Below are 26,132 nucleotides of genomic sequence, written 5' to 3'. Positions count from 1 at the left end.
ATGTGCCTTTTAAACGACTTCTTCTTCCAACTTTTTTTCGATTGTTATGTAATCTATTTTTCCTGAAGGCAAAACGGGAATCTTGCTTCCTGGAAAAATCTGTTGGGGAATTAACAATTCAGAATAGCTTAACTCTTTAATTTTTTTGATGAAGCTGGCTTTATCTGCATTCTCTGCTTCACTAAATAATAAAATCTGCTCCCCTTTTCGTTGACACTTTTTCCTTACCGCAGCATGCAATAACTCAGGCCAAATTGATGCAGCAACACTTTCTACTGCAGTAAGGGAAACCATTTCACCAGCAATTTTAGCAAAACGTTTCGCTCTTCCAGCTATAGTAATAAACTTTTCTTCATTTATAGTTACGATATCGCCAGTATCATGCCAGCCATTTTCTGACATAAGAATTACTCCTGGTTCCTCTGTGGATAGGTAACCCATCATAATATTAGGACCGCGTACTATTAACTGTCCTCCTTTAGCAATTCCATCTACTGACTTGATTTGACTTTCCATAGATGGAAGTAACATCCCGACACTGCCCTGCATCGAAGCTAAAGGGCAATTCATAGAAATCACTGGGGCAGCTTCCGTTGCACCATACCCTTCATAAATTTTCACTCCAAAAGTATCTGTCCAATATCGCATTGTTTCTGGTTTAACTTTCTCAGCTCCAGCAAAAATATAACGCACACTACTAAAATCATGTTGTTCTGCTACTCGAGCATAACCTGTTAAAAAAGTATCCGTACTCAACATAATGGTAGCTCCAGTTTGATAAACTAATCCTGGAATTATTTTATAATGCAATGGTGATGGATAAAAAAAACAACTGATTCCTTGTATTAATGGAAGAATAGCGCCAGTAGTTAGACCAAAACAATGAAAAATAGGTAAGGCATCGAAAAATTTATCTCGATACGAAAAATCGACACGTGATGTTAACTGACAGCAATTAGCCAATAAGTTTGCATGGGTTAAAACCACTCCTTTAGAAACTCCTTCTGAACCCGAAGTAAATAAGATAACACCAGGCTCCTCTGGTGAAACAGGCTTACCAGCTAATTGATAAGCCCAGGAAGGAAATTTCCCCTTAAGCAACCCAGCAAGCTTATGCCCTAATCTAATGGAAGATTTAAAATCCTCTAAAAAATAAATAATTACTCCCTCTTTCTGTAAATTGTTTACTAAATCCTCTAATTTTGCTGTAGCAACGAATTGTCTTGCCGTATAGATCGTTTTTATTTGCGCAACCTTACAGGTAGACAATAAATTATAAAAACCCAAACTAAAGTTAAGCATGGCAGGAATACGTCGATATGCATGCAGCGCAAAAAAAGTTACCATACCTGCAATTGTTGTGGGCAACATTATCCCCACATATTCGCCTTCCTGTGTCTGATTTTTAATCTGTTTACCCAGAATAAAACAACGAGTCAGAAATTGATTAAAAGTTATAGGGGTACGAGTAGCGTCTTCAATTTTTGCTCCATTCTTGGTGCCTAATGCTGCGCCATGAATGAATGCTTTAAATAAAGGCATGGGCTGAAAACTATTTGCAAAAGTAAGCTCACTAATTAAACGAAATAAACGAATACTCATTGTATCTCTATCAATAGGCTTATTTTCGTCTTCCATGTAGGATAAAGAAGGCAATACATGCAAAACAATTTTAGGGAACAAACGTATAAGATGTTTATCCTTACTCATAGAAAAAATACTGTATTGAGCTCCATCAATGCGAATTGGAATAACCGATGAACCTGCTTTTTGCAACACCAAGCCTGGGCTATCAAAAACCTTTAAACTCTCTTCGTCCGCGTCAATTCCCTGTGGGAAAATAACACAACGCTTCCCTTCTCGTATCGCTCTTATTAAAGCTCTAGCGGCAAAAGCATTTGTTGCATCAATTGCAATGACGTCTGCAAATAGATGCATCATTTTCCACCAAAATTTACTTAGAGTAGCTGGCGATAAAGCAACAGTTAAAGGTTCCGGTAAAAAAGCAGCAAGTAAAAGTAAATCAATTTTTGAGGTTCTATTGGCAATAATCACCGAGTTAGGTTCAGGTTGATAATTTCCATGCAATTCTACTTTAAACCAACAGACCAAAATTGCTCTTACCCAATTACGAACTCGCTGTCGTTGCCTTTCCTTCCACGTAACATATTCCATGTTTTATTTCTCATGTAAAAATTCGCTTTGGATTATCCCCAATCAATTATCCTAAAAAAACAGTTGGCTCCTACTGTGTGAGCTAAAAGCACTGAACCTGCTGGATTTTTTTAAACTCTAAGTTGTACTTCCAACATTCAAAGAAGAGGTTAATTGATCAAGCAAGGGATGAGCTGTTGCAAAAATCATATCATCCAAAGAACAAACGGAACGAATTCCCTGTAAAGAATTAGCCAAAAAAACCGCATCAGCATCTTTTAACATTGATTTTGTCAAAGAAGCTTCAATACAACTTATATTGAGCTGCTTGGCGAGTTTGAAAATTCGTGCGCGAGTAATACCAGGAAGCACGCCATCTGTTATAGGAGGCGTCAACAAGCATTGTTTTTGAATCATAAATAAATTAGCGCATGTAGTTTCAGTGGCATGATGTTGTAAATTAAAAAATAAAGCATCATCTGCACCTAATGCAATTGCCTGACGACGAGCAAGTATCGCTTCTAAATAATTGACGGATTTCACTTGGAATACAGGATTTGCAGCATCCCGTAACCAAGGAACACTCACTAATCGCAGCGGATGAGTTTCCATAGTATAATTGAAAGTTTGTAGGACCAATTGACTCATCTGCCCCCGTACCGCTAGCCCTCGAGGCGCCGACCCCCCGCTTAAAATCGCTTTTATACCGCCATGATATAAATTATCACTTTTAATTTTATGAAGCAGATGCTCCAACCAGTGTTCAGAAGTGAGATCAAACGGAATCCCCAACTTTTGAGCAGACTCGCTCAACCGCTGCCAGTGCAAATAAGCATGGCAGGGCTTGCCACTCTCTACTTTAAGAGTTTCAAATAAGCCTTCTCCCAAAAAGATGCGATCATTTATAGGAAATGCAAGGTTGTTTTCCCCACCGTCTGAGAGTACCCGTGTTCGTATCATTAACGTACTTAAAAAGAATTTATCTGTTACATTGACTATTTATTGTCATCGATTGAATTAATAGTCTCCAAAATCATCCAACTCATCACGTAAACGTTTTTCATCTAACATATTTTCCAAACGTCTGCGCGCATCCAAACCACTAGGAGCTGCTTCCGTAACCTCTACATCTATATCTAAGTCATTATCTAAATCGAAGTCCTCGCCAACTTCCACAACATCATCTTCATCTTCTTCAAACAAATCACTCATACCTTTCTCTCAATGAACTTTACTACAACCGACATTCTATCCAAAGTCGGATTATAAAAACTAGGACGGCTATATACCCTATTTTTATATTCTTGCCTAGCCCTTTTAAAAAACTTTTTAGCAATCATTTGATATTTGAGAGTGACAAATTTCTAAGAATATTTCAAGACCTTGAAGTTTTGGCACAAAGAAACGATAATTTAAGGTGAGTTTGCTATAAAAATAACCTGATTTTTTATATTAAACTAGGGTCTGTTAGAATCGATTTCTTTATCATGCGACGCATTTCTGCTTTCGCTTAGCGAAAGCTATATGGGATATCGTTAGTTTCGCAACATAAAAGGTATTTCCCCTACCCTTCATGTTGAACTTACATTAATTTAAAAATACATGAATAACTTGTATGACAAATTCAGTCAAAAAGACTTTAAGAGACACAATGAAGCAAATACGCTCTAAGCTTACTGCTTCGTATCGTATTACAGCTTCAAATCAAGTCTGCACCCGAATTCGGTCTTTGGAATCATATCGACATGCTCAACGAATTGCATTTTATTTTGCGGCTCACGGAGAAATCGATCTAGATGAACTATGGAAAAGTGCCTCTGCACAAGGTAAGCTCTGTTATTTTCCCGTCATTAATGAAGATAATTTAACCCTTTCTTTTTTACCTGCAACACCTGATACTCCTTTTAAAAAAAATCGCTATGGAATTAATGAGCCCGATGTAGCTCATACTTTAGCTATTCCTCCAGAAGAGTTAAATTTGGCCTTAATTCCTGTGGTTGCGTTTGATGTACGCTGTACTCGCATAGGAATGGGTGCTGGTTATTATGATCGTACTTTTAAAAGCAAAGAGCATTGTCCTTTATTTGGAGTAGCATATCAATTTCAACGGGTCGATTATGTTGAACCTGAACCTTGGGATATTCCACTCAATGCAGTAATTACTCAGCGAGCTATTTATTGGCATGGTGGGTACATTTAATCCTTTTTTCTAAGGTCTGTTGACAACTGACCTTAGGTTAAAGCATCCGCATTTATTTCCCCAGTGCGCACACGCACTACCTGTTGCAACTCATAAACAAAGATTTTTCCATCACCAATCTTACCCGTATAAGCAGACTTGCAAATGGCTTCGATTGCGGCCTCCACCATATTATCGGGTAAAGCCAATTCAATTTTTATCTTAGGCAGAAAATCAACAACATATTCTGCTCCTCGATATAACTCTGTGTGCCCTTTTTGCCTCCCAAATCCTCGGGTTTCAGAAATAGTTATTCCCGGCACACCGATTTCCATTAAAGCTTCATGGACATCATCGAGTTTAAAAGGCTTAATTATTGCCATAATCATTTTCATAATATATTCCGCTGTGATATACCGTCAAAAAACCTCGATTTTAAGAGAGACAAGGTATTATACTTTTGTTAGACTCTTTGCAAAAAACGATGGAGTAATCATGTTCGACCCCAAACAATTTGATGACTTAGCAAAAAAACTCTTTGCCGCTCTTCCTTCCAGTCTACAAAATATTGAAAAAGACATTCAACAAAAATTTAAAGAAGTTTTACAATCTGCATTTGCTCATATGGACCTGATTACCCGCGAAGAATTTGATGTGCAAACTAAAGTCCTAGCACGAACACGAGATAAAGTAGAGCAGCTACAAAAGCAAGTGGATATTTTAATAACTCAACTCAATAAAGAAAAAAAATAACGTAAGTTCGACATACAAGGCGTGGAAATGTCTTGTATTCGCTAAACGAACGTTACATTACAACGACAACAGGAAATTTTGTCGGTTAATTTGTCCAACATAAATAGGAAATAAGCAATGAATCTTGCATTTACTAAAGCGCGTAGCACCATTGGTATGCGAGCACACCCTGTATCTGTAGAAGTCCATTTGTCAAATGGCTTGCCTGGCTTTACTATAGTGGGACTCGCTGAAACTGCAGTAAAAGAAAGTAAGGATAGAGTCCGATCTGCAATCGTTAATAGTCAATTCGAATTCCCTTGCCGTAAAATCACAGTGAATCTTGGACCTGCGGATTTACCTAAAACGGGAAGTGGTTTCGATTTACCTATAGCCCTTGGCATTCTGGCTGCTTCCCATCAAATTCCCCAAAACCAATTAAGTAACCATGAATTTATTGCTGAACTTGCCTTAAATGGTGAACTTAGAGGCATTTCTTCCATTATTCCTGCGATCCTTGCTGCACATAAAGACAAAAATTTACTCGTCATTGCCAGTGCTAATGCCCATGAAGCCTCATTAACCGGATATCAAAACATCTATAGTGCAAATAACTTGCGCGAAATTTGCAGCTACCTTTGTCAAAAAACTTCCTTGTGTTCCCTACCTCCGAAACCAGAGTCTTGCTCCACACAGTACACTTTCGATTGGTCTGATATTAAAGGACAATTTCATGCAAAAAAAGCACTGGAAATCGCTGCTTGTGGTGGACATAACATTCTACTCAGTGGTGCTCCTGGAAGTGGTAAGACTATGTTAGCAAAACGATTTATTACTTTATTGCCGCAATTATCAGAAACAGAAGCACTTGAATGTGTGGCTATCAATTCGTTACGTGGTAAATTACCTGATTTTCGTGAATGGCGTTCACCTCCTTTTCGTGCTCCTCATCATACTGCCTCAACCGTATCCCTAGTTGGTGGAGGAAATCCACCCAAGCCAGGAGAAATTTCTTTAGCTCATCAAGGAGTCTTATTTCTAGATGAATTACCGGAATTCAATAGACAAGTTCTAGAAACCTTGAGACAACCTCTAGAATCAGGATCAATATGTATTTCACGGGCTGCTGTACAAACAGAATTTCCAGCGAAATTCCAGCTCATAGCAGCAATGAATCCTTGTCCATGTGGGCAATGGGGTAATCCTCAAGCGAATTGCTTATGTAACCCAGATCGCATTAAGCGTTATCATGCTAAAATTTCAGCACCTCTATTGGATCGGATTGACATGCATATTTCTGTGCAAGCGCTGTCCCAAGAAGAGTTAATTGCTCCGAACAACAATCCATATAAGCAAAGTGATTTAATTAGAGAAAAAGTAATCAAAGCAAGAACAATACAATTAGAACGACAAAATTGTCTTAATGCCCTTTTAAATGCACGAGAATGTGAAGAAATCTGTAGAATAGGCTCCCAGGAACAAAATTTCATAAGCCAATCTATGATTCGACTTAAACTGTCTGCACGAGGATATCATCGTTTACTCAAAGTAGCACGAACAATAGCAGATATAGAAGACAGCCCTCAGGTTTGTCTCCACCATTTACAACAAGCCGTATCTTTTAAACATAATCCTAAATTCGACAGTTGAATTTACTACGAATGCCGAATCTAGGATCATTTACATAGTTAAAGATCGGGATAAGCAACCAACTCAGAAGTGATTTATTATTGAGATTCAGTGAAATAGTAGCTCTTTAACCCGTCACTAAATATACATCCATTTTTAATAAACGCATCACAAAACAAATCGTGGGGATAGACAATCCAAAAGCCAAGATAATGATAATTACTGGCATAAACTGATTCTTTGACTCATTCACTTGGAATTCATTATTTCCATAGATTTTTTTTCTTTTTCCTAAAAGATAAATTAAAAGTAATAAACCATAAAAATAGCTCGAAAAAAAACTCATTCGCCCCCAGAAATTAGGCATATCTTGCGTTTTTACATAATCCATAGGGAAATTAATAAGAAAAAAACATAAAAGCCAAAGGAACATCATTTTAGTATCTTTATCATGCAAAGCAACAAACCAAGTTAAAATAAGGGGCAAAACTAATAAAGGAAAATAATAAACCCAACCTAATGGACTTAAAAACAACATTATTGCTAGAGTTAGGCAAAAAGGTTGATGATTTACTGGAGCATGTTCGTTGGGACCAAGTGTTTTCAAGTACCAAATAATTAAGATACAAAAACAACTCAGATAAAGCACGTCGATCAGCAATAAATGCTTTTCCGTACCATAACAATGAAATAAACGACAAATAAAACCATAGATGGAAGCATTCCAACCATCCCCATACCAAAATACCCCAGACATCATCGCATAATATTGCTTATAAATTGTTCCACCATAAACCCACATAGGAATTAACCATGCGATGACTAGAGTAATAAGCATCACACCTAATACCTTAAATCGCTTTTGTTTTAAAGCATAAAAAAATAACAATGCCGGAAAGAGTTTTATTGCAATAATCATGCCCCAGAAAACTCCAGCAAGATAGTCGCTATGATGCAGATAAAAATAATAACCCACCATAATTAAAAAAAATAATAAAGTACCTAATTGCAGGGTAGTAACATTCATTAGAGTGGCAAAAAATGCAAAGTAAAGCAGAGATACATTCAAATAATTTTTTTGTAGAAACGCAGCAGAAAAAGCATAACGAAAAACAATAACAGCGCCTAGAAACCCCAGAATCAAAGAAAGAACAGACCAAACTAATAAGGCATTAGAATAACTAAGATAACCCAATGGATTAAAAAGCCACAAGACTATAGGTGGATTTAAGTTAGCGGATAATTGATTGTTTGTAGGTAAATAAGAAGCAGTTAAATTTTTATAAGGATTCTCTCCTTGCAATAATGCATGGACTGTTGAATAAAAAGAGGAAAAATCTAATTTTTGATGATGCGTTAAAATAAAATAAAGCAATACACAATAAATACTGAACAAAGCCGTACTAAAACAGATTCGCTGATAACGAGAGCTCATCATCCATATCTTCCTGATTAAACTATGAAGTCAAAGCATCAAAAATCGCCATACGTACGAACACGCCATTAGTAACTTGTTGCAAAATAAAGGAGTTTACACCATCAGCTACGTCGCAGTCTATTTCGATGCCACGATTCATTGGGCCAGGATGCATCACCATCACATCAGGTTTTGCATACTCCAATCGGTCTTTTGTTAAAGCAAAATCACGTCTAAAAGAATCTAAATCTAAATGCTCCGACTCCAATAAACGTTCACGTTGTACACGTAAACAAATCACTACATCTGCATCAGTTAAACCATCACGTATACTCTGGGTCACTCGACCATAATGCAATGTGCGTGGTTGCCAAAGCTCAGGTGCAACTAAAACAAGTTCACCCACACCTAATTGTGCACAAATACATTGAAATGAGTTTGCTACTCGAGAATGCTTAATATTTCCTAAAATGGCTATCTTTAATTGTTCTAATCGCGGTTTGCGCTCAATAATCGTCATCATATCAAGCAAAGCCTGGCTTGGATGTGCATGTGTACCATCACCTGCATTGATTATGTGAATAAAATCACCAATTTTATCAGCCAAACTTTGTGGTAATCCTTCTTGCTCATGACGAATCACAAAAAATTGAATTCCCATCGCTGCAAGAGTGCGTACTGTATCTTCAATCACTTCCCCTTTAGTCTCAGAAGAGTTTTGTAGATTCAAGTTAACAACAGGCATCGATAAACGATGCGCAGCTAACTCAAAACTCACTCGAGTTCGAGTGCTGTTTTCATAAAACAAATGAGCAACAGTATTTGTGTTATAGCATGGATAATTATTATTTTGCTTAAAATAAATCGAACGTTGCAGAATAGATTCAATTTGTTGTCGTGACAGTTGACTAATTTCTAGGAAATGATTCATAAAACCCTAATCGATTCTTTAGGATGCATTATCACAAGATTTAACGAGCGTAATCGCCTTCAATTCTCACTGCGTCTAATCTTACTAGGATGCACCTAGAAAGTTATTCCGGATGTTGTAGCCATTGCTCAAGTATAACACAAGCCGCTACACTATCCACCTCAGATTGTTTGATTTTACGATATCCTCCCTGTGCAAACAATTGCTCTCTGGCCGCAATCGTTGAGAGTCGTTCGTCAACCAAATGAACTGGTAGAACAAAACGCTTATGTAATTCTTGAGCAAATCGACGAGCTGGTGTAGTAGTGTATAGCTCACTGCCATCTATACATGTTGGAATACCAACAATTAACGCTCGAGGTGTCCACTGAGCAATAACTTTGGCAACAGCATTCCAATCAGGAACACCGGAACGAGCACTAAGCGTTGCTAAAGGTGAAGCGCTGCATGTAAGCTGCTGACCTACTGCCACTCCAATACGTTTATAACCAAAATCAAAACCTAAATAAACAGAACTAGGCATGGCCAATATTTGAACTAAGTTGACTCATTTTGACTCCTAAAGTTGAGCCTGCATAATCCCAACGATCTTCAAAGGGTATTTCATACAGAATCTCTGAACGATAAGGGCAAACCAACCAAGTGTTCTCTAGAATTTCTTTTTCTAATTGATGTTCTACCCATCCAGCATAGCCTAAGGTGATTAAAACTTCTTTGGGCCCCTTGTCTTCTGCAATAGCACGAATGATATCATTTGATGTCGTTACCGTCACCTCTTCTTGCAGAAATAGACTAGATCGCCATGTGCCTAACTGCTTATGAATAACAAATCCTCTCTCAGGCTGAACTGGACCGCCAAACATTAACGGTAAACGACTTTGTTCGGAACGTACCGATTCAATATGTAACTGTTCAAAAACTATAGCCAAAGGAAATTGCATAGGCCGATTAATAATTAAACCCACAGAACCTTGTTCATGATGTTCACAAATATAGATCACTGTTCTTTCAAAATTAGGATCATTAAGAGAAGGCATAGCGATCAGCAAGTGATTGGCTAAAGAGCTTATAATTGCCATGAACCCTCCCGAAAAGTAATTTTAGTTCTATGTCTCTTATTTTAAGTATATACTATAAACAGATTTGATTGTTTTTAATTCATGATTTTTAAAAAGTGAACTTCGCACAAAAAATATTGCCTGTTGCGAAAAAAAATCTTTGAACTTAAGTTCAACAGTTTTGTTCCTGAAAAAGTTTGGGTATACTTCACAAAAATTTGCTTAAGAGACTCAATACCATGAGCAGCATATTTAATATGTTTGGTCCCTCGCCGATAAGGCCTATAGAACAACACATGCGTAAAGTGCATCAATGCGCGAAACAACTCTACCCTTTTTTTGAAGCCATTTTAAAAAAGGATTGGACAACCGCGAATAAAATTAAAGACAAAATACTTTCCCTGGAAAAAGAAGCGGATTTAATTAAGCGTGATTTACGTCTTCATTTACCTACAGGACTTTTCCTCCCTGTATCACGTACTGATCTGCTTGAACTACTCAGTGCTCAAGATCTTATTGCCAATAAAGCAGAAGACATCGCCATATTAATCACCAGCAGACAAATGACTATCCCTGAATCTTTAGTTCCAGCATTTATGCCTTTTCTAAACCGCTGCCTTGATGCATCCAAACAAGCATGCAAGGCAATTAATGAGTTAGATGAATTGTTAGAAACAGGTTTCAGAGGTTCTGAGGTTAAAATTGTTGAAGAAATGATTTTAAAGCTCTATGAGATTGAGCATGATAGCGATACACGACTTGCGGAACTAAGACATCGCATTTTTGAAATCGAAAAAGATTTATCGGCCATTGATACAATATTTCTATACAAATTGGTCCAGTGGATTGATGATTTAGCTGATGATGCCCAACATGTAGGTAGTCGCCTCCAAATTTTAATAGCCCGGTAGTCAAATTCTATGGATTATTCAATCATATATCTTCTTACAGCAGTCGTTTTATGTTTTCTAATGACTTGGGGAGTTGGTGCTAATGACTTAGCTAATGTCATGAGTACTACTATGGGCTCTAAAGCTGTCACTGTCAGACAGGCTATGTTGATCGCTATAATTTTTGAATTTGCCGGTGCTTTTCTGGGAGGGACAGGTGTTACAGAAACGATGCGCGATGGAATTATAAATTCCAGCCAATTATCCGGACAACCACTAATCCTTATTGAAGGCATGCTTGGCGTTTTATTAGCCTGTACTATCTGGATGAATCTCGCAAGCTATCTTGGAGTACCTGTTTCTATCACTAATGCCTTAGTAGGCTCAATGGTGGGTTTTGGTACTGTAGTATTAGGGCCTCATGCAATTCATTGGAACCAAGTGAGTCGTATTGCCATAAGCTGGGTTACTTCGCCAATGATTTCAGGAATTACTGCTTACATATTATTTACCAGTATTCAGCAAACTATTTTTGTTAAAAGCAACCCACTCACTAAAGCTAAGTTATATATACCCATTTATCTTTTTCTTATTGGCTCTATTTTGTCGTTCATTACCGTATTTAAAGGTCTGAATCACTTTAACATTCACCTTAATTTTAAACAAAATCTAGCAGTTACCTTAGCTACGAGCATCATCATTACCTTTGTGGGCATGATCATTATCAAACGAATTCCCGAACATCATCGAATAAGGCGTAGAGAGCGTTTCATACAAGTGGAAAAATATTTTGCTGTGCTTATGGCAATGACTGCCTGTGCTATGGCTTTTGCTCATGGTTCAAATGATGTTGCACTCGCCGTTGGACCACTCTCAATAATCTATAGCCTAGTGATGAGTTCACCTCAAGTTTTTGATGCCAATAATTACCCTGCTTGGATTATATTATTAGGATGTGTGGGTGTAGTAACTGGACTACTCATGTATGGAAGAAAAGTGATTGAAACAGTAGGCAGTGCCATCACAGCACTTACCCCCAGTCGCGCATTTGCCGCCACTCTATCTGCAGCAACAACCGTTGTAGTCGCAACAAGTACTGGTATTCCAGTTTCAGCAACACAAACTTTAGTTGGGGCTGTTCTTGGCGTAGGATTAGCACGAGGTATTGGTGCCTTAAATTTGATTGTCATTCGTAATATTTTTATGTCTTGGATATTGACCTTACCCGCAGCATCCATTTTAACTATCTTAGCTTATAAATTATTGCATGCATTTTTGGGGTAAATAACATGTTGGCGGTACATAGATTGATTTAAATCATGTAAATACATTGCTTATCTACACGATAAAACACCTGTTGTAATTGCGTTTTCCGAGCAAGAAGCTATTAAGCTGACTATCCGTATCATCCTCCACTTGTGGTAATAGCTCAGTAGGTTGCCCTTAGTTTCAACAAAAGGGTAAGTACCCATCCAAATAGTTAACTTAACATGAGTTTCGTATAAGAACGTAGTTTTACATCGACCTGTTCGGACTGAAGAAGCACATCACTGATTCGAAGCCTTCGCACGAATTTTCATATTCTGTGCTACGACTGCAAGATGGCATAAATGCCTCCTCAGCCTGAACGGTTTAAGCGGGATGCTCTGGATCTCAATAAATTCTTTATCCGAAGCTTACGTTAACTGAAGAGAACGCTGTAGTCTGAATGAAACCCTGCGTAATCTGGAAGATATAAGCGTAACGAATTCCTTCGTTAAAACCCTTCCCAAATTTCACCTTTCTCATCTTTATAATCTTTATTATCTCGCATCAAAAAAATACGCTTATGTTTATTAATTTCTTTTATTTGTGATGCTGATTTAGAATGAGTTGCATCAAATTCAAATAAAAATTTATCATAAGGACTAACATAAGCTTTATCTATATCATTTGAGTTCATAACAAATCCAAAGTAACTTTAATTGTATTAAGATATTTTATAGCTTTTTTATCTAAGTTACCATTACCCTAGAAAAAGCAATTCACCTTAAAAAAAGCAGCTGGTTCAGTGCTTTTAGCACGCACAGTAGGAACCAACTGCTTTTTCTAGGATTAAGATTAGCTCGCAGGCTAAAGAAATTAAACAAAAAAGACAAGAGGCAAAAATATGAGTTTGAAGAAAGCAGAGTTACATGTTCACTTAGAAGGCACTATTACTCCTGAATTAGCTAAAAAATTAGCGAAACGAAATCAATTAACGCTGCCTGAAGGACTTGTCGCTCCTGATGGGAAAAGCTATTTATCGAAAGATTTTCTGGATTTTTTAAAAGTTTACGATACCCTGGCTGCAGTAATAAAACACCCTCAAGATTATTATGATATTACCTTTGATTATTTAAAAGCCCGTGCCCAAGAAAATGCCATCTACGTAGAAATGATGTATTCTCCTGATCATGCTGAGCTTTCCAGCAAAATCCCTTCTGCAGAGCACTTAATAGCAATTCAACAAGCAATTGATGATGCTAAAGAACGATTCAATATTGTAGGACGGATCATCGTTACTGCAGTCCGTCATTTTGGTGTCGAAGCTGTAGAGCGCGTTGCGCAGCAAACTCATAAAGATAAATTTCCATGCGTCACCGGTTTTGGTTTGGGTGGTGATGAAGCAAAATTTCCACCTAAATTGTTTACTAAAGCTTATCAAATTGCTGCTGATGCTGGATTACAGTGTACAGTACATGCTGGTGAATTTGCTTCTGCAAGTGGAATGGATGAAGCAATGGAGAATCTCCCCATTCAACGCATAGGACATGGAGTTAATGCGATTTATTCACCAAACACTATGGCAATGGTAAAGGATAAAGGGATTTGTTTAGAAGTTTGCCCTACAAGCAATATCTTTTTAGGCCTTTTTAAAAATATGAGTGAACATCCTTTTCCTAAATTTTATGAGGCAGGGATTAAGATTAGTATCAGCTCGGATGATCCACCATTCATGAGCACTACTCTAGGTCAAGAATATCACCGTGTACAAAACTCCTATAATTATGATGATGAAACAATGAATGCAATTACGCGAATGGCTATAGAAGCTGCTTTTGTTGACTCAAAAACAAAAACCGAGTTGCTTGCACGAGTTTAAGAAATCGAGTTCGATATAAAAACAACATGATTTTTATATCGAACCGCTTCTATTAAGATGAGTTAATCAATCCGATGTAACTCACCCATAAGCTGCTCAATGTAACGCCTGCAAGTAAGTGGATGATGTAAAAAGTTGATAATGCGACGAGTACCACCTGTACCAGTAATACAAACCAAACCATAACTTAAAATGCTTCCTAAGATTGATTGCCGTATATCAATTGCTTCTATTTTACTTAATGGGATATCAATAGTTTGCCTGACTATAACTCCTGTACGGATAATGACATGATTTTTCTTAATTGTAAGTGAGGAAAAATAATAAGTCATCCAAGTCATACCGGTCCATAGTAATGCCAAAGCAGCCAATCCATAACCAATTTTTTCTAATAAAGCGAGATCAGTATTATGGACAATTGCCAAAGCAACACATAAGCTGAGTACAGGCCAAAAAAATATAATCCAATGCATCCGGGTAAAAAAGATAATATCATTAGAATTGTCATTATTCTGCTTTTCAAACATTAGTTTCCGCCTATGGTCCTGAGTGTTTTGCTAAAAATTATGATATTCCATTTAACATGAATTTGCTATTCTATACTTATCTTATTAAAAATTTCCAAAATCAAAATGCGCTCTATCAGTCATTGCCTCAACAAACAACTCGTCGATATTTGTCAACGCTCTTTTCAGTTAGAAGAACTTACTCATAAAGTAAAACAATTACTTCCAGAAACTTTAGCTGGAGAATGTTACGTTGGAAGTTTTAATAAAGGTTGCTTAGTACTCACAACGACTAATGCTGTATGGGCAACACAATTGCGTTATGTTATTCCAGAGCTCCGCGATCGTCTACGTAAGGAAACTGGCCTATATCAACTGTCGTCAATTAAAGTAACCGTCAGTACACCCGCTTTTAAACAGGAACAACCTCTTCAATCTCAAAAAAATGAATTATCAGAAAAAGCTAAAGCTACGATTATTCATGAAAGTCAACAGTGTACCTATGAACCATTACAAAAGGCTTTATTACGTTTAGCAGACCATGATGATTAATATTACCTATAAGTGATAAAAGTATTTGTTCAAAAGATAGAGCTAATAAAGAGCTTAATAAACATTATATTAGATGAAGGTAAAGAGGTTAGCACTTTGTAGTATTTTTTATTTTAAAATAAAAAAATAAAAAAAGAACCATGAAATAAACAAATAATGGCTTAATAAAAATATTAAATATCAAAATTATGTGAAAAAACAAACTACTTGAATGCCATAACATTTTATAGAACGTTAAAGTATCTAGCGGCTGATAAGGTTTTACATATAACAGTAACGCAACATGTTTAATAATAAAAAAACTAAGTATGGCGCACAGAAGAGCAATTATATGTCTTACTGAATAAAAAACATTAAACAATGTGTTTTTTTTCATTGATCATCCTGAAATATACCATTCTTTAATGAGTAAGATATAAAATAGTTAAGTCCTTTAACTTGTTTCTACAAGGGCCACTTCAAAGCGACGTGATACCCATTCCGTACCGAGATAAGTAAAACAATCTTGCAAATAATCGGTTAACTCTTCTTCTTCCATAACGTGCTCAGAGCCTATAGGCTCTATATCATGATGAAAATAACCCCCGAAATAATGCATCGAAAAATTCACATAATCTCGGGTATGTAAAATAAAAGCATGCCACAGTTCATCAAGGAGCAGCAAAGGACCAAAAAGGTGGGTTTTCTTACCAAGCTTTGCTCTTTGCGCGTTGAACCACATCCAAGATAATAAGTCGGTAAATAATATATTTCCCTCTTGCACGGTAAACTCAGGGTGGCGGGAACAAAAATACGCTACAACCGCCTGATTTTGATACTGTACTATTTCCGATAAACCTACTTCATTATCCACAGCATGTTTTCTTAGTACTTGGTTTTTGAGTAACATATCGTACAATACGACAAATCATTTCTTCTTTGGTCATTATTATCTCCTAAAAACTCAAATTACTATTCAATCAATTCTAAATTCGGCAGTTTAATTGGAACATTAGATATTCGCTCTTTTTAGGTTTAGGTTACCAGATCACACAACGCTTTTTATTAACCATAGGACTGTCATTAGGTATATGAAAAGCTTCTTGAAATTGTGGAATATTGGCTAAACTACCATTAACTCTATATTGTGCCGGAGGATGAGGATCAGTAGTAACCTGATTTCGTAATTGCTGCAGTCTAATATTCGTTGCCCAAACATGTGCTGTTGCTAAAAAGAATTGTTGATCCGGAGTCATACCAGCAATTGTAGGTGCATTTTTGTATTCCTTAGAATGTTGGAATGCTTTATAAGCCAAGATAATGCCACCTAAATCAGCAGTAGCCTCTCCAGCAACTAACTTCCCTTGTACATGTAAGTCATCAACAATATAACCCGAATATTGATTTACAATACATTGTGTGGCAGCTTGAAACTTAGCTAAGTCACTAGGTGTCCACCAATTTTTTAAATTACCATGGCCGTCAAATTGTGCCCCTTGATCATCAAATCCATGGGTCATCTCATGTCCCATAACAAAACCAATCGCTCCATAATTCACTGCTGCTGGGGCATCGAGAGCAAAAAATGGAGATTGCAGAATTCCTGCTGGAATGTTTAGATTATTCATTGAGGGATCATAATAGGCATTAATGGTTTGTGGCGTCATTGCCCATTCCGTTCTGTCTATAGGTTTGCCTATTTTATTAAGATCACGATTGGTTAAAAACTCATTCGCTCTAATCACGTTTAATACATAAGGTCCTCGATTAACCTCTAGCTTAGAATAATCCCACCACTTAGAAGGATACCCTACTCGCTCTTCCATTAACTCCAGTTTTTTCAAAGCAGCTTTACGAGTAGCGGGAGTCATCCAAGATAAAGTATTAATGTCTTCACGCAAAACGGTACGAATATTCTTAAGGATATCCAAAGCTCGCTTTTTGTCTTCTGGAGAAAAGTATTGATCCACATACATTTTACCAATAGCAAAACCTAAAGCACCATTTTCTGTACTTACAACCCGCTTCCATCTTGGTAATATCTTCTCTGTACCAGTAAGTGCAGAAACCATTTTAAAATTTTGCTCTACGAAAGGCTTAGATAAATAGGAAGCAAAAGAATCAATCAAATGCCACCGTAGATACGTTTTCCAGTCATCCAAAGAAACCGTATTTAATTGTTTACTCATATCCTTGAAAAAAACAGGCATGGCCATGTTGGCAATCTTAAGCTTACCCTGCCCCATAGCAGTAAAATATGCAGGCCAAGAAAAATTAGGTGTCAGTTGTGCTAATTGAGCTATGTCCATCATATGATAAACTGCATGAGGGTCACGCTGTTCCACTTGAGACATAGAAACCTTAGCCATCTGTGTTTCTAGTTTCATTACTGTATTGGCCTCAGCTGCAGCTTTATCTGGAGCATCTCCTAACAATTCAAACATCTTTGCAACATGATTCACATATGCATCACGAATTTGTTTGAATTTGGCATTATCCTTTAAATAATAATCACGATCTGGCAGGCTTAAACCTCCTTGTACTAAAGCTCCAATCATTTCACTACTGTTTTTAAAATCTTGCATACTTCCAAAACCAAAAAAGACATCTACGCCTATTTGGTGCAAATGAGCTATCTCATTTTGCAAATCAGTCAGGTTTTTCAAACTATTGATACGATCAAATTCGGGTTGTAACGGTTTAATACCTAGTTGATTGATGCTTTCTTCATCCATCCCGCTGTAGTAAAAATCTCCAACTTTTTGTTCCATACTACCTGGTTTTGCATGAGTATCTTTGGCTGCCTTGATGAGCATTTGATGGAGAATATTCTGGACTTTTTCGCTGATAATATTAAAGCTTCCCCAGCTTGAATAATCAGGAGGAATAGGATTATTTTTTTGCCAATTGCCATTGGCATAAGAATAAAAGTCTACACTAGGTGAAATATTGGTATTTAACCAATTTATATGGAGCGCTTCTTCAGCAGGAGTTTTCTGAGGTTCAGTACTCGCAGCAAAAACCGATGAACTATATACCAAAGCAAAAATAAGGTTGATATTAAGTTTCACAACAGGATTCTCCTTTGTAATGGCTCCTATTATGCTTCGATAGGATAAAAGTCTGCTTGCACTGCAGGAAGATACCCCTCTGTATCAAAATAAGTATATTCCCAAGCATCTTTTCTGACCATTAATTCACGTAATAATCTGTTATTCAGCTCATGACCTGATTTATAACCTTCGAAAGCACCAATTAGACTAGAACCTAACAAGTATAGATCACCAATAGCATCCAAAACTTTGTGAGAAACAAATTCTGATTCAAAACGAAGGCCATCATCATTAAGAACACGATAGTCATCAACTACAATGGCATTATCTAAACTACCCCCTTTAGCTAAATCGCATTCTCTTAATTTTTCATAATCAGAAAGAAAACCAAAAGTCCGTGCACGACATACTTCTTTCACATAAGAAGTTGTAGAGAAATCAAAACTTACTGTTTGCGGCTTATCATTAAAAGCTGGGTGATCAAAACCTATAGTAAAAGTAATTTTATACCCATTGTAAGGATAGAATTGGACAAACTTTTCGTTATCTTCCACACGAATTGGCTTAAGAATGCGAATGTATTTTTTAGGTGCATTTTGCTCGCGAATACCAGCTGATTGAATCAAAAAAACAAAAGGAGCAGCGCTACCATCCATAATAGGCAGTTCGGGGCCATTCACATCAATATAAGCATTGTCGATACCTAAACCGGCTAAGGCAGAAAGTAAGTGTTCTACAGTTGCAATCTTAATTGATCCATGGTGTAAGGTAGTACAGAGCATGGTATCTCCAACATACTCATAAGATGCTGGAATTTCAACTACAGGCTCAAGATCCACTCGTCTAAAAACGATACCTGTATTCACTGGAGCCGGTCTCAAGGTTAACAGCACTTTTTCACCAGAATGCAATCCTACCCCTGTCGCCTGGATCACCTTTTTAGGAGTTCTTTGTTTTGTCATTCAGTGCTCACCTTGTTCCTCATGATATCAGTTTTTTGATTTTTTTATTTTGCGCGCAAAGTTTCGCGATCCTATCAACATTTTACGATTTAGTCTAATTATTTTTGTATCAAAGAATTAAATTTTCTTCTCGTACATCGCCAACCACTAAGTTTTATACAGCGTTGCAAGCTCACTCGGCACAGGGCTGTACTTTATATATACGCCCTCGCCTCATTTACTTGCGCCTTGTCTAAAACTTAGTGAGGATGGCACTCTATAACAGAAGAAGGAATTTAAATTTCATACTTCTTCTTGGCGACGCAAAAATGCAGGGATATCTAAATAATCTACATCGGGAACACTATCATTATTTTGTTTTACAGTGGAAGATAAGTTTGATTGAGCTTGTTTGCGAACAACTGCAGGCCTATCAAACTGCTGGTAATCTAATGATCCATCACTTCGCGTGGTTTCTAATAAACGAGCGCGATGAGATTGTGGTTGTGCTTGTTGATGACGTTGTCTTGTATCACCCAAACCTGTCACAATAACAGTAACACGCATTTCATCAGTCATTTCAGGATCAATTACAGTACCTACTACAACTGTTGCATCATCAGAAATAAACTCCTTAACCACATCACCTACCTCTTCGAATTCACCAATTGACATATCAAGACCTGCAGTGATATTGACGAGGATGCCACGAGCCCCAGAAAAATTCACGTCTTCCAGTAATGGAGAAGCAATAGCGGCCTCAGCTGCTTGGCGTGCTCTTTGTTCACCTACAGCACTACCAGTACCCATCATTGCCATACCCATTTCTGACATTACAGTACGAACGTCTGCAAAATCTACATTGATTAAACCTGGGCGAGTAATTAAATCGGATATCCCTTTTACAGCACCAAGTAGCACATTATTCGCTGCTTTAAACGCATTAAGAAGACTGATATTTTTTCCAAGAACGCTGAGTAATTTGTTATTAGGAATAGTGATTAACGAATCAACATGTTCTGCCAAACGACGTATTCCTTCCTCAGCTGCTAACGCACGTTGTTTGCCTTCAAAGGAGAATGGCTTGGTCACTACAGCAACAGTTAATATTCCCAATTCTTTAGCAATTTCTGCAAAGACTGGTGCGGCACCTGTTCCAGTACCTCCTCCCATTCCTGCAGTGATGAAAACCATATCCGCGCCACTTAAAATTTCGCGAATAAGATCTCTATCTTCTTCTGCTGCTTCTCGTCCAATTTGTGGATTAGCTCCGGCACCTAAACCTTTAGTAAGTTCATCACCAAGTTGAATATGTATTTTTGCATTAGAACCTTTTAGTGCCTGTGCATCAGTATTAGCACAAATAAACTCAACGCCATCGATATTCTCTGCAACCATATGTTCAACAGCATTACCACCGCCGCCGCCTACACCAACGACCTTAATTACAGCATTATTGGTATGCTGTTGGCTTTCCATTAATTCAAACATAACCCCGCTCCCCTCATATGTTTATTCTTTACAATATAAACTCAGCAATACTTATAGTGGAATTATCTGCTGGTTTAATTTAAAAAACGTGTAACCTAAAAATTACCTTGGAACCATTCTTTCATGCGTGCCCAGAGACTTCGAGTACTATCATTCACCGCCGGTACATTGTAGTTTGATTCATACTGCTGCTGATAACCATGTAACAATAATCCCACCCCTGTAGCAAAAGAAGGGTTTTCAGTTGCTTCAGCTAAACCCGATACAGAATGTGCGAACCCTTTTCTTACAGGCATTTCAAAACAAAGCTCTGCAAGCTCAATACCTCCTCGTACATTTGCAGCACCACCAGTAAGAACAATACCCGCAGCCATTCTATCTTCAAAACCACTGCGACGTAATTCATTGCGAACTAAAGTAAACAACTCTTCATACCGTGCTGCAACCACATCAGATAAAGCCGTAGCTGAAATTTTTCTTCCCGGCCTATCATTTACACTTGCGACTTCTAACATTTGATTTGAATTAGCTAATTCAGATAAGGCGCAAGCATGATTCAATTTAATAGTTTCAGCCGCTTTAGTGGGTGTACGTAAAGCCATAGCGATATCATTAGTAACTTGATCTCCCGCAATAGGAATAACTGCTGTATGTTGAATTGCCCCTTCAGAAAATACAGCTATATCTGTCGTTCCACCACCAATATCAATGAGACAAACACCTAAATCTTTCTCATCTTCAGTAAGAACGGCATGACTTGAAGCCAACTGTTCAAGGATAATATCATTCACATCTAATCCACATCGACGCACACACTTGACTATATTTTGCGCTGCGCTTACCGAACCAGTAACAATATGCACCCGAGACTCAAGTCGTACCCCTGACATCCCTATAGGTTCCCGAATACTATTTTGGTGATCAATAATGAATTCTTGAGGTAAAACATGGAGAATTTTTTGATCTGCAGGAATTGCCACTGCCTTTGCAGCATCAATTACTCGCTCTACATCAGCCTGCGATACTTCTTTATCACGAATAGCCACTATTCCATGTGAATTTAAACTACGAATGTGGCTTCCCGCAATACCCGCATAAACTGTTCGTACCTCACACCCAGCCATGAGTTCAGCTTCCTGAACGGCACGTTGAATGGAGTTTACAGTAGCCTCTATATCAACGACAACACCGCGTTTTAAACCACGAGAGGGATGGCGACCTATTCCGATAATTTCTATTGCACCATCAGAGGTTACTTCACCGATTAATGCAATCACCTTTGAAGTTCCAATGTCCAAGCCAGTGATAATATTTTTTTCTATTTTTTTTGCCATTATCGTTCCGTTTGTTGTTTCCACTGCACCGCCATACCACGTGGATAACGCAGGTCCACGCTTGCCAACTGCTCTATTTTTTCAGCAAATACCGCAGGATATGCTTTACAAAAACGAAGCAATCGTGCTTCTAGTTCTTTCTTTCCTAAATATATCTTGACATCATTGTCCAAAAGCAATACCCAGGATTGGTTATCTCTTAAATGCAGCCCAGTAGCGGTCAAGCTATACGTTGATAATATCTTACTCAATTTTTCGTAAACTTGTAAGACGTCTACTTGTTGAGATATAGGACCTTTTAAGCGAGGAATATTTAGATCCTCAGGGACAGTACCTTCATTAAATAATCTGCCGTCCGCTGTCATTAATGCAGTATTCCAAATCGCAACAGGCTTTTTCTCAACAAGCTTTATTTTCAAAGTATCAGGCCAAATACGCTCAACACTAGCGGAATCCACCCAACTTATCGCATTTAACTCATCCTGTAATACACTTACAGGAAAAGTAAAAAAGCTATTAATTAAATGCTTTGATAATATACTTTCCAACTCCTGATGAGTTACATGTTCATAATTCGCAGCAACTTTAATCGTAGTAATTGGAAAACGTTCAGCATCAGACAGATAATAATAACCTAAACGATAGGTCAAAAATATCGCACTAAAACTTAATACTAATAACCAACAAATATAACGCAAATTCCCAGAAACAACACTCCTATTTTTATCCATGACATTCATAAATAATCGGTTACTAAATGTCGACGACAGTTCTGATGTACCATCGCAATGCGTATCAATTCATCAAGCAAATCAGGATACGATAAACCACTTGCTTGCCATAATTTTGGATACATACTAATTGAGGTAAATCCTGGTAATGTGTTTACTTCATTAAAATAAATTGTCTCCGTTTTTTCATTAACAAAGAAATCAACACGCGCCATTCCCTTACATTTTAATCGGATAAAGATATCTGCGGCTGCTTGCTTTAGTTGGTCATACAACGTTTGACTTAAAGGAGCAGGCACTATTAAATCAGTTTGTCCACTCTCTAAATATTTTGCTGAGTACGAATAAAAGCCGTCAGGATGATTCACTCGAATTTCACCTGCAACACTAACCCTTGGCTGCCCTGATGGTAGAACACCCTCAAGAACAGATAATTCAATCTCCCTACCTACGACAAATGATTCGACTAAGATTTCTTCATCATAACGTAAAGCATCCTCCACAGCATTAATTAATTCAGCCATATTTTTTGCTTTATGTATTCCTACGCTCGAACCCATTGCACAAGGCTTAACAAATAAAGGCCAACCAAATTCTGCAGCAACTTCGTGGCAAAAGCGTTGTCGTTCAGATGATGAAGTATGCCACGATAAAAGTTTATAATTTGCTGATTTTAGGCCATTGATGCATACGATACGCCTTGCCATATCCTTGTCCATTCCAATGGCAGAAGAAAGTACATCACAGCCAACGTAGGCAATATCTGATAATTCGAGCATCCCTTGTAAACAGCCATCTTCATATAAAGGCCCATGTACTATTGGAAAAACGATATCTGCATCAACAGATAAACGTCCATTGATAAATAAACCGGCTAAAGGCTTTGAATGCTCCGTCACTACAGGAAGTTTTTCTTTATATGCTAATAAATCATAGTACTGATGCAGATAAAATAATCCATCCTTATCCATTGCAATAGGAATAATATTATATTTTTTAGCATCCAAGTGTGCTAAAACAGATGCAGCAGAAATCAATGAGATTTCATGTTCTCCAGATTTTCCACCATAAAGCAAAATTAAGTTGACAAGCTTAGACATTAATAATCTCCGATAATATGTACTTCGCGCATCAACTCAATTGTTGTCTGCTCACGAACTTTAGTTTGTATTAAATGAATCAATTTCTCAATGTCAGCTGCGATTGCTGACCCTTGATGATTGATAATAAAATTGGCATGCTTCTGAGACACCACTGCACCACCCATCTTAAATCCTTTCAATCCACAAGACTCAATCAGTCGAGCTGCATAATTTCCTGGAGGATTTCTAAACACCGACCCGCAGTTATATTCATTAGTAGGCTGTGTGTTTGCCCGATGTGCTAACAAATCCTTTATCACTTGCAAAGAAATTTCTTTATTACCAGGATTAAGCTTAAATGTTGCAGAAATAAACCATTCATCTGAAGGCCCTGAAACATGACGGTAAGCTACTTCATACTCTTCAGGTTTACGGATTTTTATTTCACCACTGCGTGTCATGGTTTTTAGTTCTACTACAAATTGCCAAGTTTCACCACCATGACAACCAGCATTCATCCGTAAGGCTCCCCCCATAGTTCCAGGAATTCCTGCCCAAAACTCGCCTCCAGACAGGTCATTGCGTGCACAAAAACGTGCCATGCTGGCGCAAGATACTCCTGCATCTACTTTAACTGTCTGAGCATCCACAAGCGAAATTTCTTTTAAACACCCCTGAGTAAGAATAACTGTCCCTGAAAACCCACCATCTCGAATTAGAGAATTAGAGCCCAGACCTAACCACAATAAAGGCTCCGTTTTAGGAATCTGACGAAGAAATAACGACAAATCAGCGATACTTGTGGGTTTATAAAGCTTGGCGGCAGGTCCTCCTACTCGCCAGGTAGTATATCCCGCTAAAGATTCATTATAAAGCAAAGTGCCTTGTAATTTATCTGAAAGATCATCATTATTTTCTATTGTGCTCATTTTATTCTCATAGTTCTTTCATCAAGTTCACCGCAATTTGCCCGATACTTCCAGCACCTTGCATCAGAATTACATCACCCTCTTTAACTGATTGATCTAATCTTTTTTTAAGAGAGTGTTCATCTACTAAAGTAACTTTTTTGTCCTTGTTTCTTATTCTTTGTGCCAAACTCTCACTGCTAATACCCGGAATTTCAGATTCCCCAGCAGAGTAGATATCAAACAAAAACAACTCATCAGCAAGACTTAACACATCAACAAATTGATCATGTAACGATTGAGTCCGTGTATAGCGATGTGGTTGAAATACGTGTACCAAACGCCTATTTGGCCATACATGACGAAATGCATCTATGGTTGATAGAATTTCTTGAGGATGATGCCCATAATCGTCAACAACAATAGCGGATCCCTTCTCAAACTTTTTCTCACCTAACATTTGGAAACGACGCCCAACACCCTGGAATTTTTCCAAAGCACGAATAATAGAACTATCATCAACACCGAGCTGTGTGGCAATTGCAATTGAAGCTAAAGCGTTTAATACATTATGACGACCTGGATATTTAAATTGAATTTTTAATGGAGAATAAGGGCTTGGGCGAATTACTGTGAATGCACTAAGAAGTTCATTCTGCGACCAATCTACTGCACGATAATGAGCATCCTCTGTGAATCCATAAGTTAATGTAGGTCTCTCAATAGCCGGTAAGATTTTACGTACTTCAGGATCATCAATACATACCACAGCCAAGCCATAGAAAGGCAAATGATGCAAAAACTCAAGGAAGGTAGTTCTTAATTTTTCAAAATTATTTTCATAGGTTCCCATATGATCTGCATCAATATTAGTCACTATTGCCATCATCGGTTTTAAGAATAAAAAGGATGCATCGCTTTCATCTGCTTCAACAACAAAATAAGGAGATTGACCAAGTTGAGCATTAACTCCCAAGCTATTTAATTTTCCGCCAATTACGAAGCTTGGATCTAATCCTCCCTCAGCGAGAACACTACTTACTAAGCTTGTAGTTGTTGTTTTACCATGAGTGCCAGCTACAGCGATACCATGTCGAAATCGCATAAGCTCTGCAAGCATTGCTGCTCGCGGAATCACCGGAATCAATTGTTCGCGTGCAGCGACTATTTCCGGGTTATTCAACTCAACAGCTGAAGAACGAACAACAACATTAGCCCCTTTTATATATTCTGCTTTATGCCCTAAATAAACAGGAATTCCCAAAGACTTTAATCTTTGTACCGTGCTACCTTCGCCTAAATCTGAGCCTGTAATGCGATATCCTTGATTGTGCAAAACCTCAGCAATTCCACACATACCAACGCCACCAATCCCAACAAAATGTATTTGTTCTACGCAACCCATCCGTGAAGATATAAATTGTCCTGAATTGCTCACAAC

At 37.7% G+C, this 26,132-nt stretch carries 26 protein-coding genes; 7 read left to right on the top strand and 19 right to left on the bottom strand.

What is annotated here, in order from left to right; all coding sequences use genetic code 11:
• Positions 1–9 precede the first annotated feature (9 nt).
• The 3 genes from Lgra_RS13895 to Lgra_RS13885 form a co-directional block, all read right to left on the bottom strand.
• Complete coding sequence (locus tag Lgra_RS13895) at positions 10–2,175, bottom strand: AMP-binding protein (protein WP_058499870.1); 2,166 nt, start codon at positions 2,173–2,175, stop codon at positions 10–12.
• A 117-nt stretch (positions 2,176–2,292) separates the two neighbouring features.
• On the bottom strand, positions 2,293–3,114 hold the full coding sequence (locus tag Lgra_RS13890) for an aminotransferase class IV (RefSeq protein WP_058499869.1): 822 nt from the start codon (positions 3,112–3,114) through the stop codon (positions 2,293–2,295).
• A gap of 57 nt (positions 3,115–3,171) precedes the next feature.
• Positions 3,172–3,366 (bottom strand): PA3496 family putative envelope integrity protein, encoded by a 195-nt coding sequence (locus Lgra_RS13885; RefSeq protein ID WP_058499868.1) that lies wholly within the window; start codon positions 3,364–3,366, stop codon positions 3,172–3,174.
• 403 nt (positions 3,367–3,769) lie between these two features.
• Between Lgra_RS13885 and Lgra_RS13880 the strand changes: the two genes are divergently transcribed.
• A complete protein-coding gene (locus Lgra_RS13880; RefSeq protein WP_058499867.1) occupies positions 3,770–4,354 on the top strand; it encodes a 5-formyltetrahydrofolate cyclo-ligase in 585 nt (194 codons plus the stop codon).
• 32 nt (positions 4,355–4,386) lie between these two features.
• Here the strand turns inward: Lgra_RS13880 and Lgra_RS13875 are convergent, their stop codons facing one another.
• Positions 4,387–4,728, bottom strand: a complete 342-nt coding sequence (locus tag Lgra_RS13875; RefSeq protein WP_058499866.1) for a P-II family nitrogen regulator — start codon at positions 4,726–4,728, stop codon at positions 4,387–4,389.
• A 100-nt stretch (positions 4,729–4,828) separates the two neighbouring features.
• Here Lgra_RS13875 and ubiK point away from each other — a divergent pair, with 100 nt between their 5' ends.
• Complete coding sequence (gene ubiK, locus Lgra_RS13870) at positions 4,829–5,086, top strand: ubiquinone biosynthesis accessory factor UbiK (RefSeq protein ID WP_058499865.1); 258 nt, start codon at positions 4,829–4,831, stop codon at positions 5,084–5,086.
• A 117-nt stretch (positions 5,087–5,203) separates the two neighbouring features.
• Positions 5,204–6,715, top strand: coding sequence for a YifB family Mg chelatase-like AAA ATPase (locus Lgra_RS13865; RefSeq protein WP_058499864.1), 1,512 nt, complete (start codon positions 5,204–5,206; stop codon positions 6,713–6,715).
• Positions 6,716–6,821: 106 nt separating this feature from the next.
• Here Lgra_RS13865 and Lgra_RS13860 read toward each other — a convergent pair whose 3' ends face one another.
• The 4 genes from Lgra_RS13860 to Lgra_RS13845 form a co-directional block, all read right to left on the bottom strand.
• Positions 6,822–8,132, bottom strand: a complete 1,311-nt coding sequence (locus Lgra_RS13860) for a glycosyltransferase family 87 protein (protein ID WP_058499863.1) — start codon at positions 8,130–8,132, stop codon at positions 6,822–6,824.
• 19 nt (positions 8,133–8,151) lie between these two features.
• Positions 8,152–9,042, bottom strand: coding sequence for an aspartate carbamoyltransferase catalytic subunit (locus Lgra_RS13855; RefSeq protein WP_058499862.1), 891 nt, complete (start codon positions 9,040–9,042; stop codon positions 8,152–8,154).
• 103 nt (positions 9,043–9,145) lie between these two features.
• Positions 9,146–9,565, bottom strand: a complete 420-nt coding sequence (gene ruvX / locus Lgra_RS13850) for a Holliday junction resolvase RuvX (RefSeq protein ID WP_058499861.1) — start codon at positions 9,563–9,565, stop codon at positions 9,146–9,148.
• Positions 9,558–10,121 (bottom strand): YqgE/AlgH family protein, encoded by a 564-nt coding sequence (locus tag Lgra_RS13845; RefSeq protein ID WP_058499860.1) that lies wholly within the window; start codon positions 10,119–10,121, stop codon positions 9,558–9,560. Before Lgra_RS13845 ends, ruvX begins: the two co-directional genes overlap by 8 nt.
• Before the next feature lie 218 nt (positions 10,122–10,339).
• Between Lgra_RS13845 and Lgra_RS13840 the strand changes: the two genes are divergently transcribed.
• Positions 10,340–11,011: a TIGR00153 family protein gene (locus tag Lgra_RS13840; RefSeq protein WP_058499859.1), complete on the top strand. Its 672-nt coding sequence runs from the start codon at positions 10,340–10,342 to the stop codon at positions 11,009–11,011.
• Between the two features lie 9 nt (positions 11,012–11,020).
• Complete coding sequence (locus Lgra_RS13835) at positions 11,021–12,274, top strand: inorganic phosphate transporter (RefSeq protein ID WP_058499858.1); 1,254 nt, start codon at positions 11,021–11,023, stop codon at positions 12,272–12,274.
• Between the two features lie 472 nt (positions 12,275–12,746).
• Here Lgra_RS13835 and Lgra_RS13830 read toward each other — a convergent pair whose 3' ends face one another.
• Positions 12,747–12,932, bottom strand: a complete 186-nt coding sequence (locus tag Lgra_RS13830; protein ID WP_058499857.1) for a CBU_0585 family protein — start codon at positions 12,930–12,932, stop codon at positions 12,747–12,749.
• Positions 12,933–13,139: 207 nt separating this feature from the next.
• On the opposite strand from Lgra_RS13830, the gene Lgra_RS13825 reads away from it, so the two are divergent.
• On the top strand, positions 13,140–14,114 hold the full coding sequence (locus tag Lgra_RS13825; protein ID WP_058499856.1) for an adenosine deaminase: 975 nt from the start codon (positions 13,140–13,142) through the stop codon (positions 14,112–14,114).
• Between the two features lie 62 nt (positions 14,115–14,176).
• Here the strand turns inward: Lgra_RS13825 and Lgra_RS13820 are convergent, their stop codons facing one another.
• The gene (locus Lgra_RS13820) at positions 14,177–14,641 is read right to left on the bottom strand and encodes a PH domain-containing protein (protein ID WP_058499855.1); all 465 of its coding nucleotides are present in this window, start codon (positions 14,639–14,641) and stop codon (positions 14,177–14,179) included.
• Between the two features lie 105 nt (positions 14,642–14,746).
• On the opposite strand from Lgra_RS13820, the gene Lgra_RS13815 reads away from it, so the two are divergent.
• Positions 14,747–15,172 carry a DUF721 domain-containing protein gene (locus tag Lgra_RS13815; RefSeq protein WP_058499854.1) on the top strand — a complete coding sequence of 142 codons (426 nt, stop codon included), beginning with the start codon at positions 14,747–14,749 and terminating at the stop codon, positions 15,170–15,172.
• Between the two features lie 433 nt (positions 15,173–15,605).
• Here Lgra_RS13815 and Lgra_RS13805 read toward each other — a convergent pair whose 3' ends face one another.
• From Lgra_RS13805 to murC, 9 genes are all read right to left on the bottom strand, one after another.
• Positions 15,606–16,061, bottom strand: a complete 456-nt coding sequence (locus Lgra_RS13805) for a glycine-rich domain-containing protein (protein ID WP_058499852.1) — start codon at positions 16,059–16,061, stop codon at positions 15,606–15,608.
• Positions 16,062–16,191: 130 nt separating this feature from the next.
• Positions 16,192–18,222, bottom strand: coding sequence for a M13 family metallopeptidase (locus Lgra_RS13800; RefSeq protein ID WP_058499851.1), 2,031 nt, complete (start codon positions 18,220–18,222; stop codon positions 16,192–16,194).
• Between the two features lie 29 nt (positions 18,223–18,251).
• Complete coding sequence (gene lpxC / locus Lgra_RS13795) at positions 18,252–19,166, bottom strand: UDP-3-O-acyl-N-acetylglucosamine deacetylase (protein ID WP_058499850.1); 915 nt, start codon at positions 19,164–19,166, stop codon at positions 18,252–18,254.
• 282 nt (positions 19,167–19,448) lie between these two features.
• Positions 19,449–20,636: a cell division protein FtsZ gene (gene ftsZ, locus Lgra_RS13790; RefSeq protein ID WP_058499849.1), complete on the bottom strand. Its 1,188-nt coding sequence runs from the start codon at positions 20,634–20,636 to the stop codon at positions 19,449–19,451.
• Between the two features lie 95 nt (positions 20,637–20,731).
• Positions 20,732–21,970 carry a cell division protein FtsA gene (ftsA, locus tag Lgra_RS13785; RefSeq protein WP_058499848.1) on the bottom strand — a complete coding sequence of 413 codons (1,239 nt, stop codon included), beginning with the start codon at positions 21,968–21,970 and terminating at the stop codon, positions 20,732–20,734.
• On the bottom strand, positions 21,970–22,701 hold the full coding sequence (locus Lgra_RS13780; RefSeq protein WP_058499847.1) for a cell division protein FtsQ/DivIB: 732 nt from the start codon (positions 22,699–22,701) through the stop codon (positions 21,970–21,972). Before Lgra_RS13780 ends, ftsA begins: the two co-directional genes overlap by 1 nt.
• Positions 22,702–22,706: 5 nt before the next feature.
• Entirely contained in the window at positions 22,707–23,801 is a 1,095-nt protein-coding gene (locus Lgra_RS13775; RefSeq protein WP_058499846.1) for a D-alanine--D-alanine ligase family protein, read from the bottom strand.
• Positions 23,801–24,712: a UDP-N-acetylmuramate dehydrogenase gene (murB, locus tag Lgra_RS13770; RefSeq protein WP_058499845.1), complete on the bottom strand. Its 912-nt coding sequence runs from the start codon at positions 24,710–24,712 to the stop codon at positions 23,801–23,803. The genes Lgra_RS13775 and murB overlap by 1 nt, the downstream gene beginning before the upstream one ends.
• A 7-nt stretch (positions 24,713–24,719) precedes the next feature.
• Positions 24,720–26,129 carry a UDP-N-acetylmuramate--L-alanine ligase gene (murC, locus tag Lgra_RS13765; RefSeq protein WP_058499844.1) on the bottom strand — a complete coding sequence of 470 codons (1,410 nt, stop codon included), beginning with the start codon at positions 26,127–26,129 and terminating at the stop codon, positions 24,720–24,722.
• Between the last annotated feature and the right edge of the window lie 3 nt (positions 26,130–26,132).

The organism is Legionella gratiana, from assembly GCF_001467695.1.
In the GTDB taxonomy this organism is placed as follows: Bacteria; Pseudomonadota; Gammaproteobacteria; order Legionellales; family Legionellaceae; genus Legionella; species Legionella gratiana.
This window is presented reverse-complemented; position numbering and strand designations above follow the sequence as displayed.

Coding starts and splice junctions, on each gene's coding strand:
- Lgra_RS13895 (WP_058499870.1), bottom strand. CDS start 2,175: ATGGAATATGTTACGTGGAAGGAAAGGCAACGACAGCGAGTTCGTAAT.
- Lgra_RS13890 (WP_058499869.1), bottom strand. CDS start 3,114: ATGATACGAACACGGGTACTCTCAGACGGTGGGGAAAACAACCTTGCA.
- Lgra_RS13780 (WP_058499847.1), bottom strand. CDS start 22,701: ATGGATAAAAATAGGAGTGTTGTTTCTGGGAATTTGCGTTATATTTGT.
- ftsA (WP_058499848.1), bottom strand. CDS start 21,970: ATGGCAAAAAAAATAGAAAAAAATATTATCACTGGCTTGGACATTGGA.
- Lgra_RS13830 (WP_058499857.1), bottom strand. CDS start 12,932: ATGAACTCAAATGATATAGATAAAGCTTATGTTAGTCCTTATGATAAA.
- ruvX (WP_058499861.1), bottom strand. CDS start 9,565: ATGCCTAGTTCTGTTTATTTAGGTTTTGATTTTGGTTATAAACGTATT.
- Lgra_RS13825 (WP_058499856.1), top strand. CDS start 13,140: ATGAGTTTGAAGAAAGCAGAGTTACATGTTCACTTAGAAGGCACTATT.
- ftsZ (WP_058499849.1), bottom strand. CDS start 20,636: ATGTTTGAATTAATGGAAAGCCAACAGCATACCAATAATGCTGTAATT.
- Lgra_RS13775 (WP_058499846.1), bottom strand. CDS start 23,801: ATGTCTAAGCTTGTCAACTTAATTTTGCTTTATGGTGGAAAATCTGGA.
- Lgra_RS13865 (WP_058499864.1), top strand. CDS start 5,204: ATGAATCTTGCATTTACTAAAGCGCGTAGCACCATTGGTATGCGAGCA.
- Lgra_RS13875 (WP_058499866.1), bottom strand. CDS start 4,728: ATGAAAATGATTATGGCAATAATTAAGCCTTTTAAACTCGATGATGTC.
- Lgra_RS13815 (WP_058499854.1), top strand. CDS start 14,747: ATGCGCTCTATCAGTCATTGCCTCAACAAACAACTCGTCGATATTTGT.
- ubiK (WP_058499865.1), top strand. CDS start 4,829: ATGTTCGACCCCAAACAATTTGATGACTTAGCAAAAAAACTCTTTGCC.
- Lgra_RS13805 (WP_058499852.1), bottom strand. CDS start 16,061: ATGTTACTCAAAAACCAAGTACTAAGAAAACATGCTGTGGATAATGAA.
- Lgra_RS13840 (WP_058499859.1), top strand. CDS start 10,340: ATGAGCAGCATATTTAATATGTTTGGTCCCTCGCCGATAAGGCCTATA.
- Lgra_RS13835 (WP_058499858.1), top strand. CDS start 11,021: ATGGATTATTCAATCATATATCTTCTTACAGCAGTCGTTTTATGTTTT.
- Lgra_RS13860 (WP_058499863.1), bottom strand. CDS start 8,132: ATGATGAGCTCTCGTTATCAGCGAATCTGTTTTAGTACGGCTTTGTTC.
- Lgra_RS13885 (WP_058499868.1), bottom strand. CDS start 3,366: ATGAGTGATTTGTTTGAAGAAGATGAAGATGATGTTGTGGAAGTTGGC.
- Lgra_RS13855 (WP_058499862.1), bottom strand. CDS start 9,042: ATGAATCATTTCCTAGAAATTAGTCAACTGTCACGACAACAAATTGAA.
- murB (WP_058499845.1), bottom strand. CDS start 24,712: ATGAGCACAATAGAAAATAATGATGATCTTTCAGATAAATTACAAGGC.
- Lgra_RS13845 (WP_058499860.1), bottom strand. CDS start 10,121: ATGGCAATTATAAGCTCTTTAGCCAATCACTTGCTGATCGCTATGCCT.
- Lgra_RS13820 (WP_058499855.1), bottom strand. CDS start 14,641: ATGTTTGAAAAGCAGAATAATGACAATTCTAATGATATTATCTTTTTT.
- lpxC (WP_058499850.1), bottom strand. CDS start 19,166: ATGACAAAACAAAGAACTCCTAAAAAGGTGATCCAGGCGACAGGGGTA.
- Lgra_RS13880 (WP_058499867.1), top strand. CDS start 3,770: ATGACAAATTCAGTCAAAAAGACTTTAAGAGACACAATGAAGCAAATA.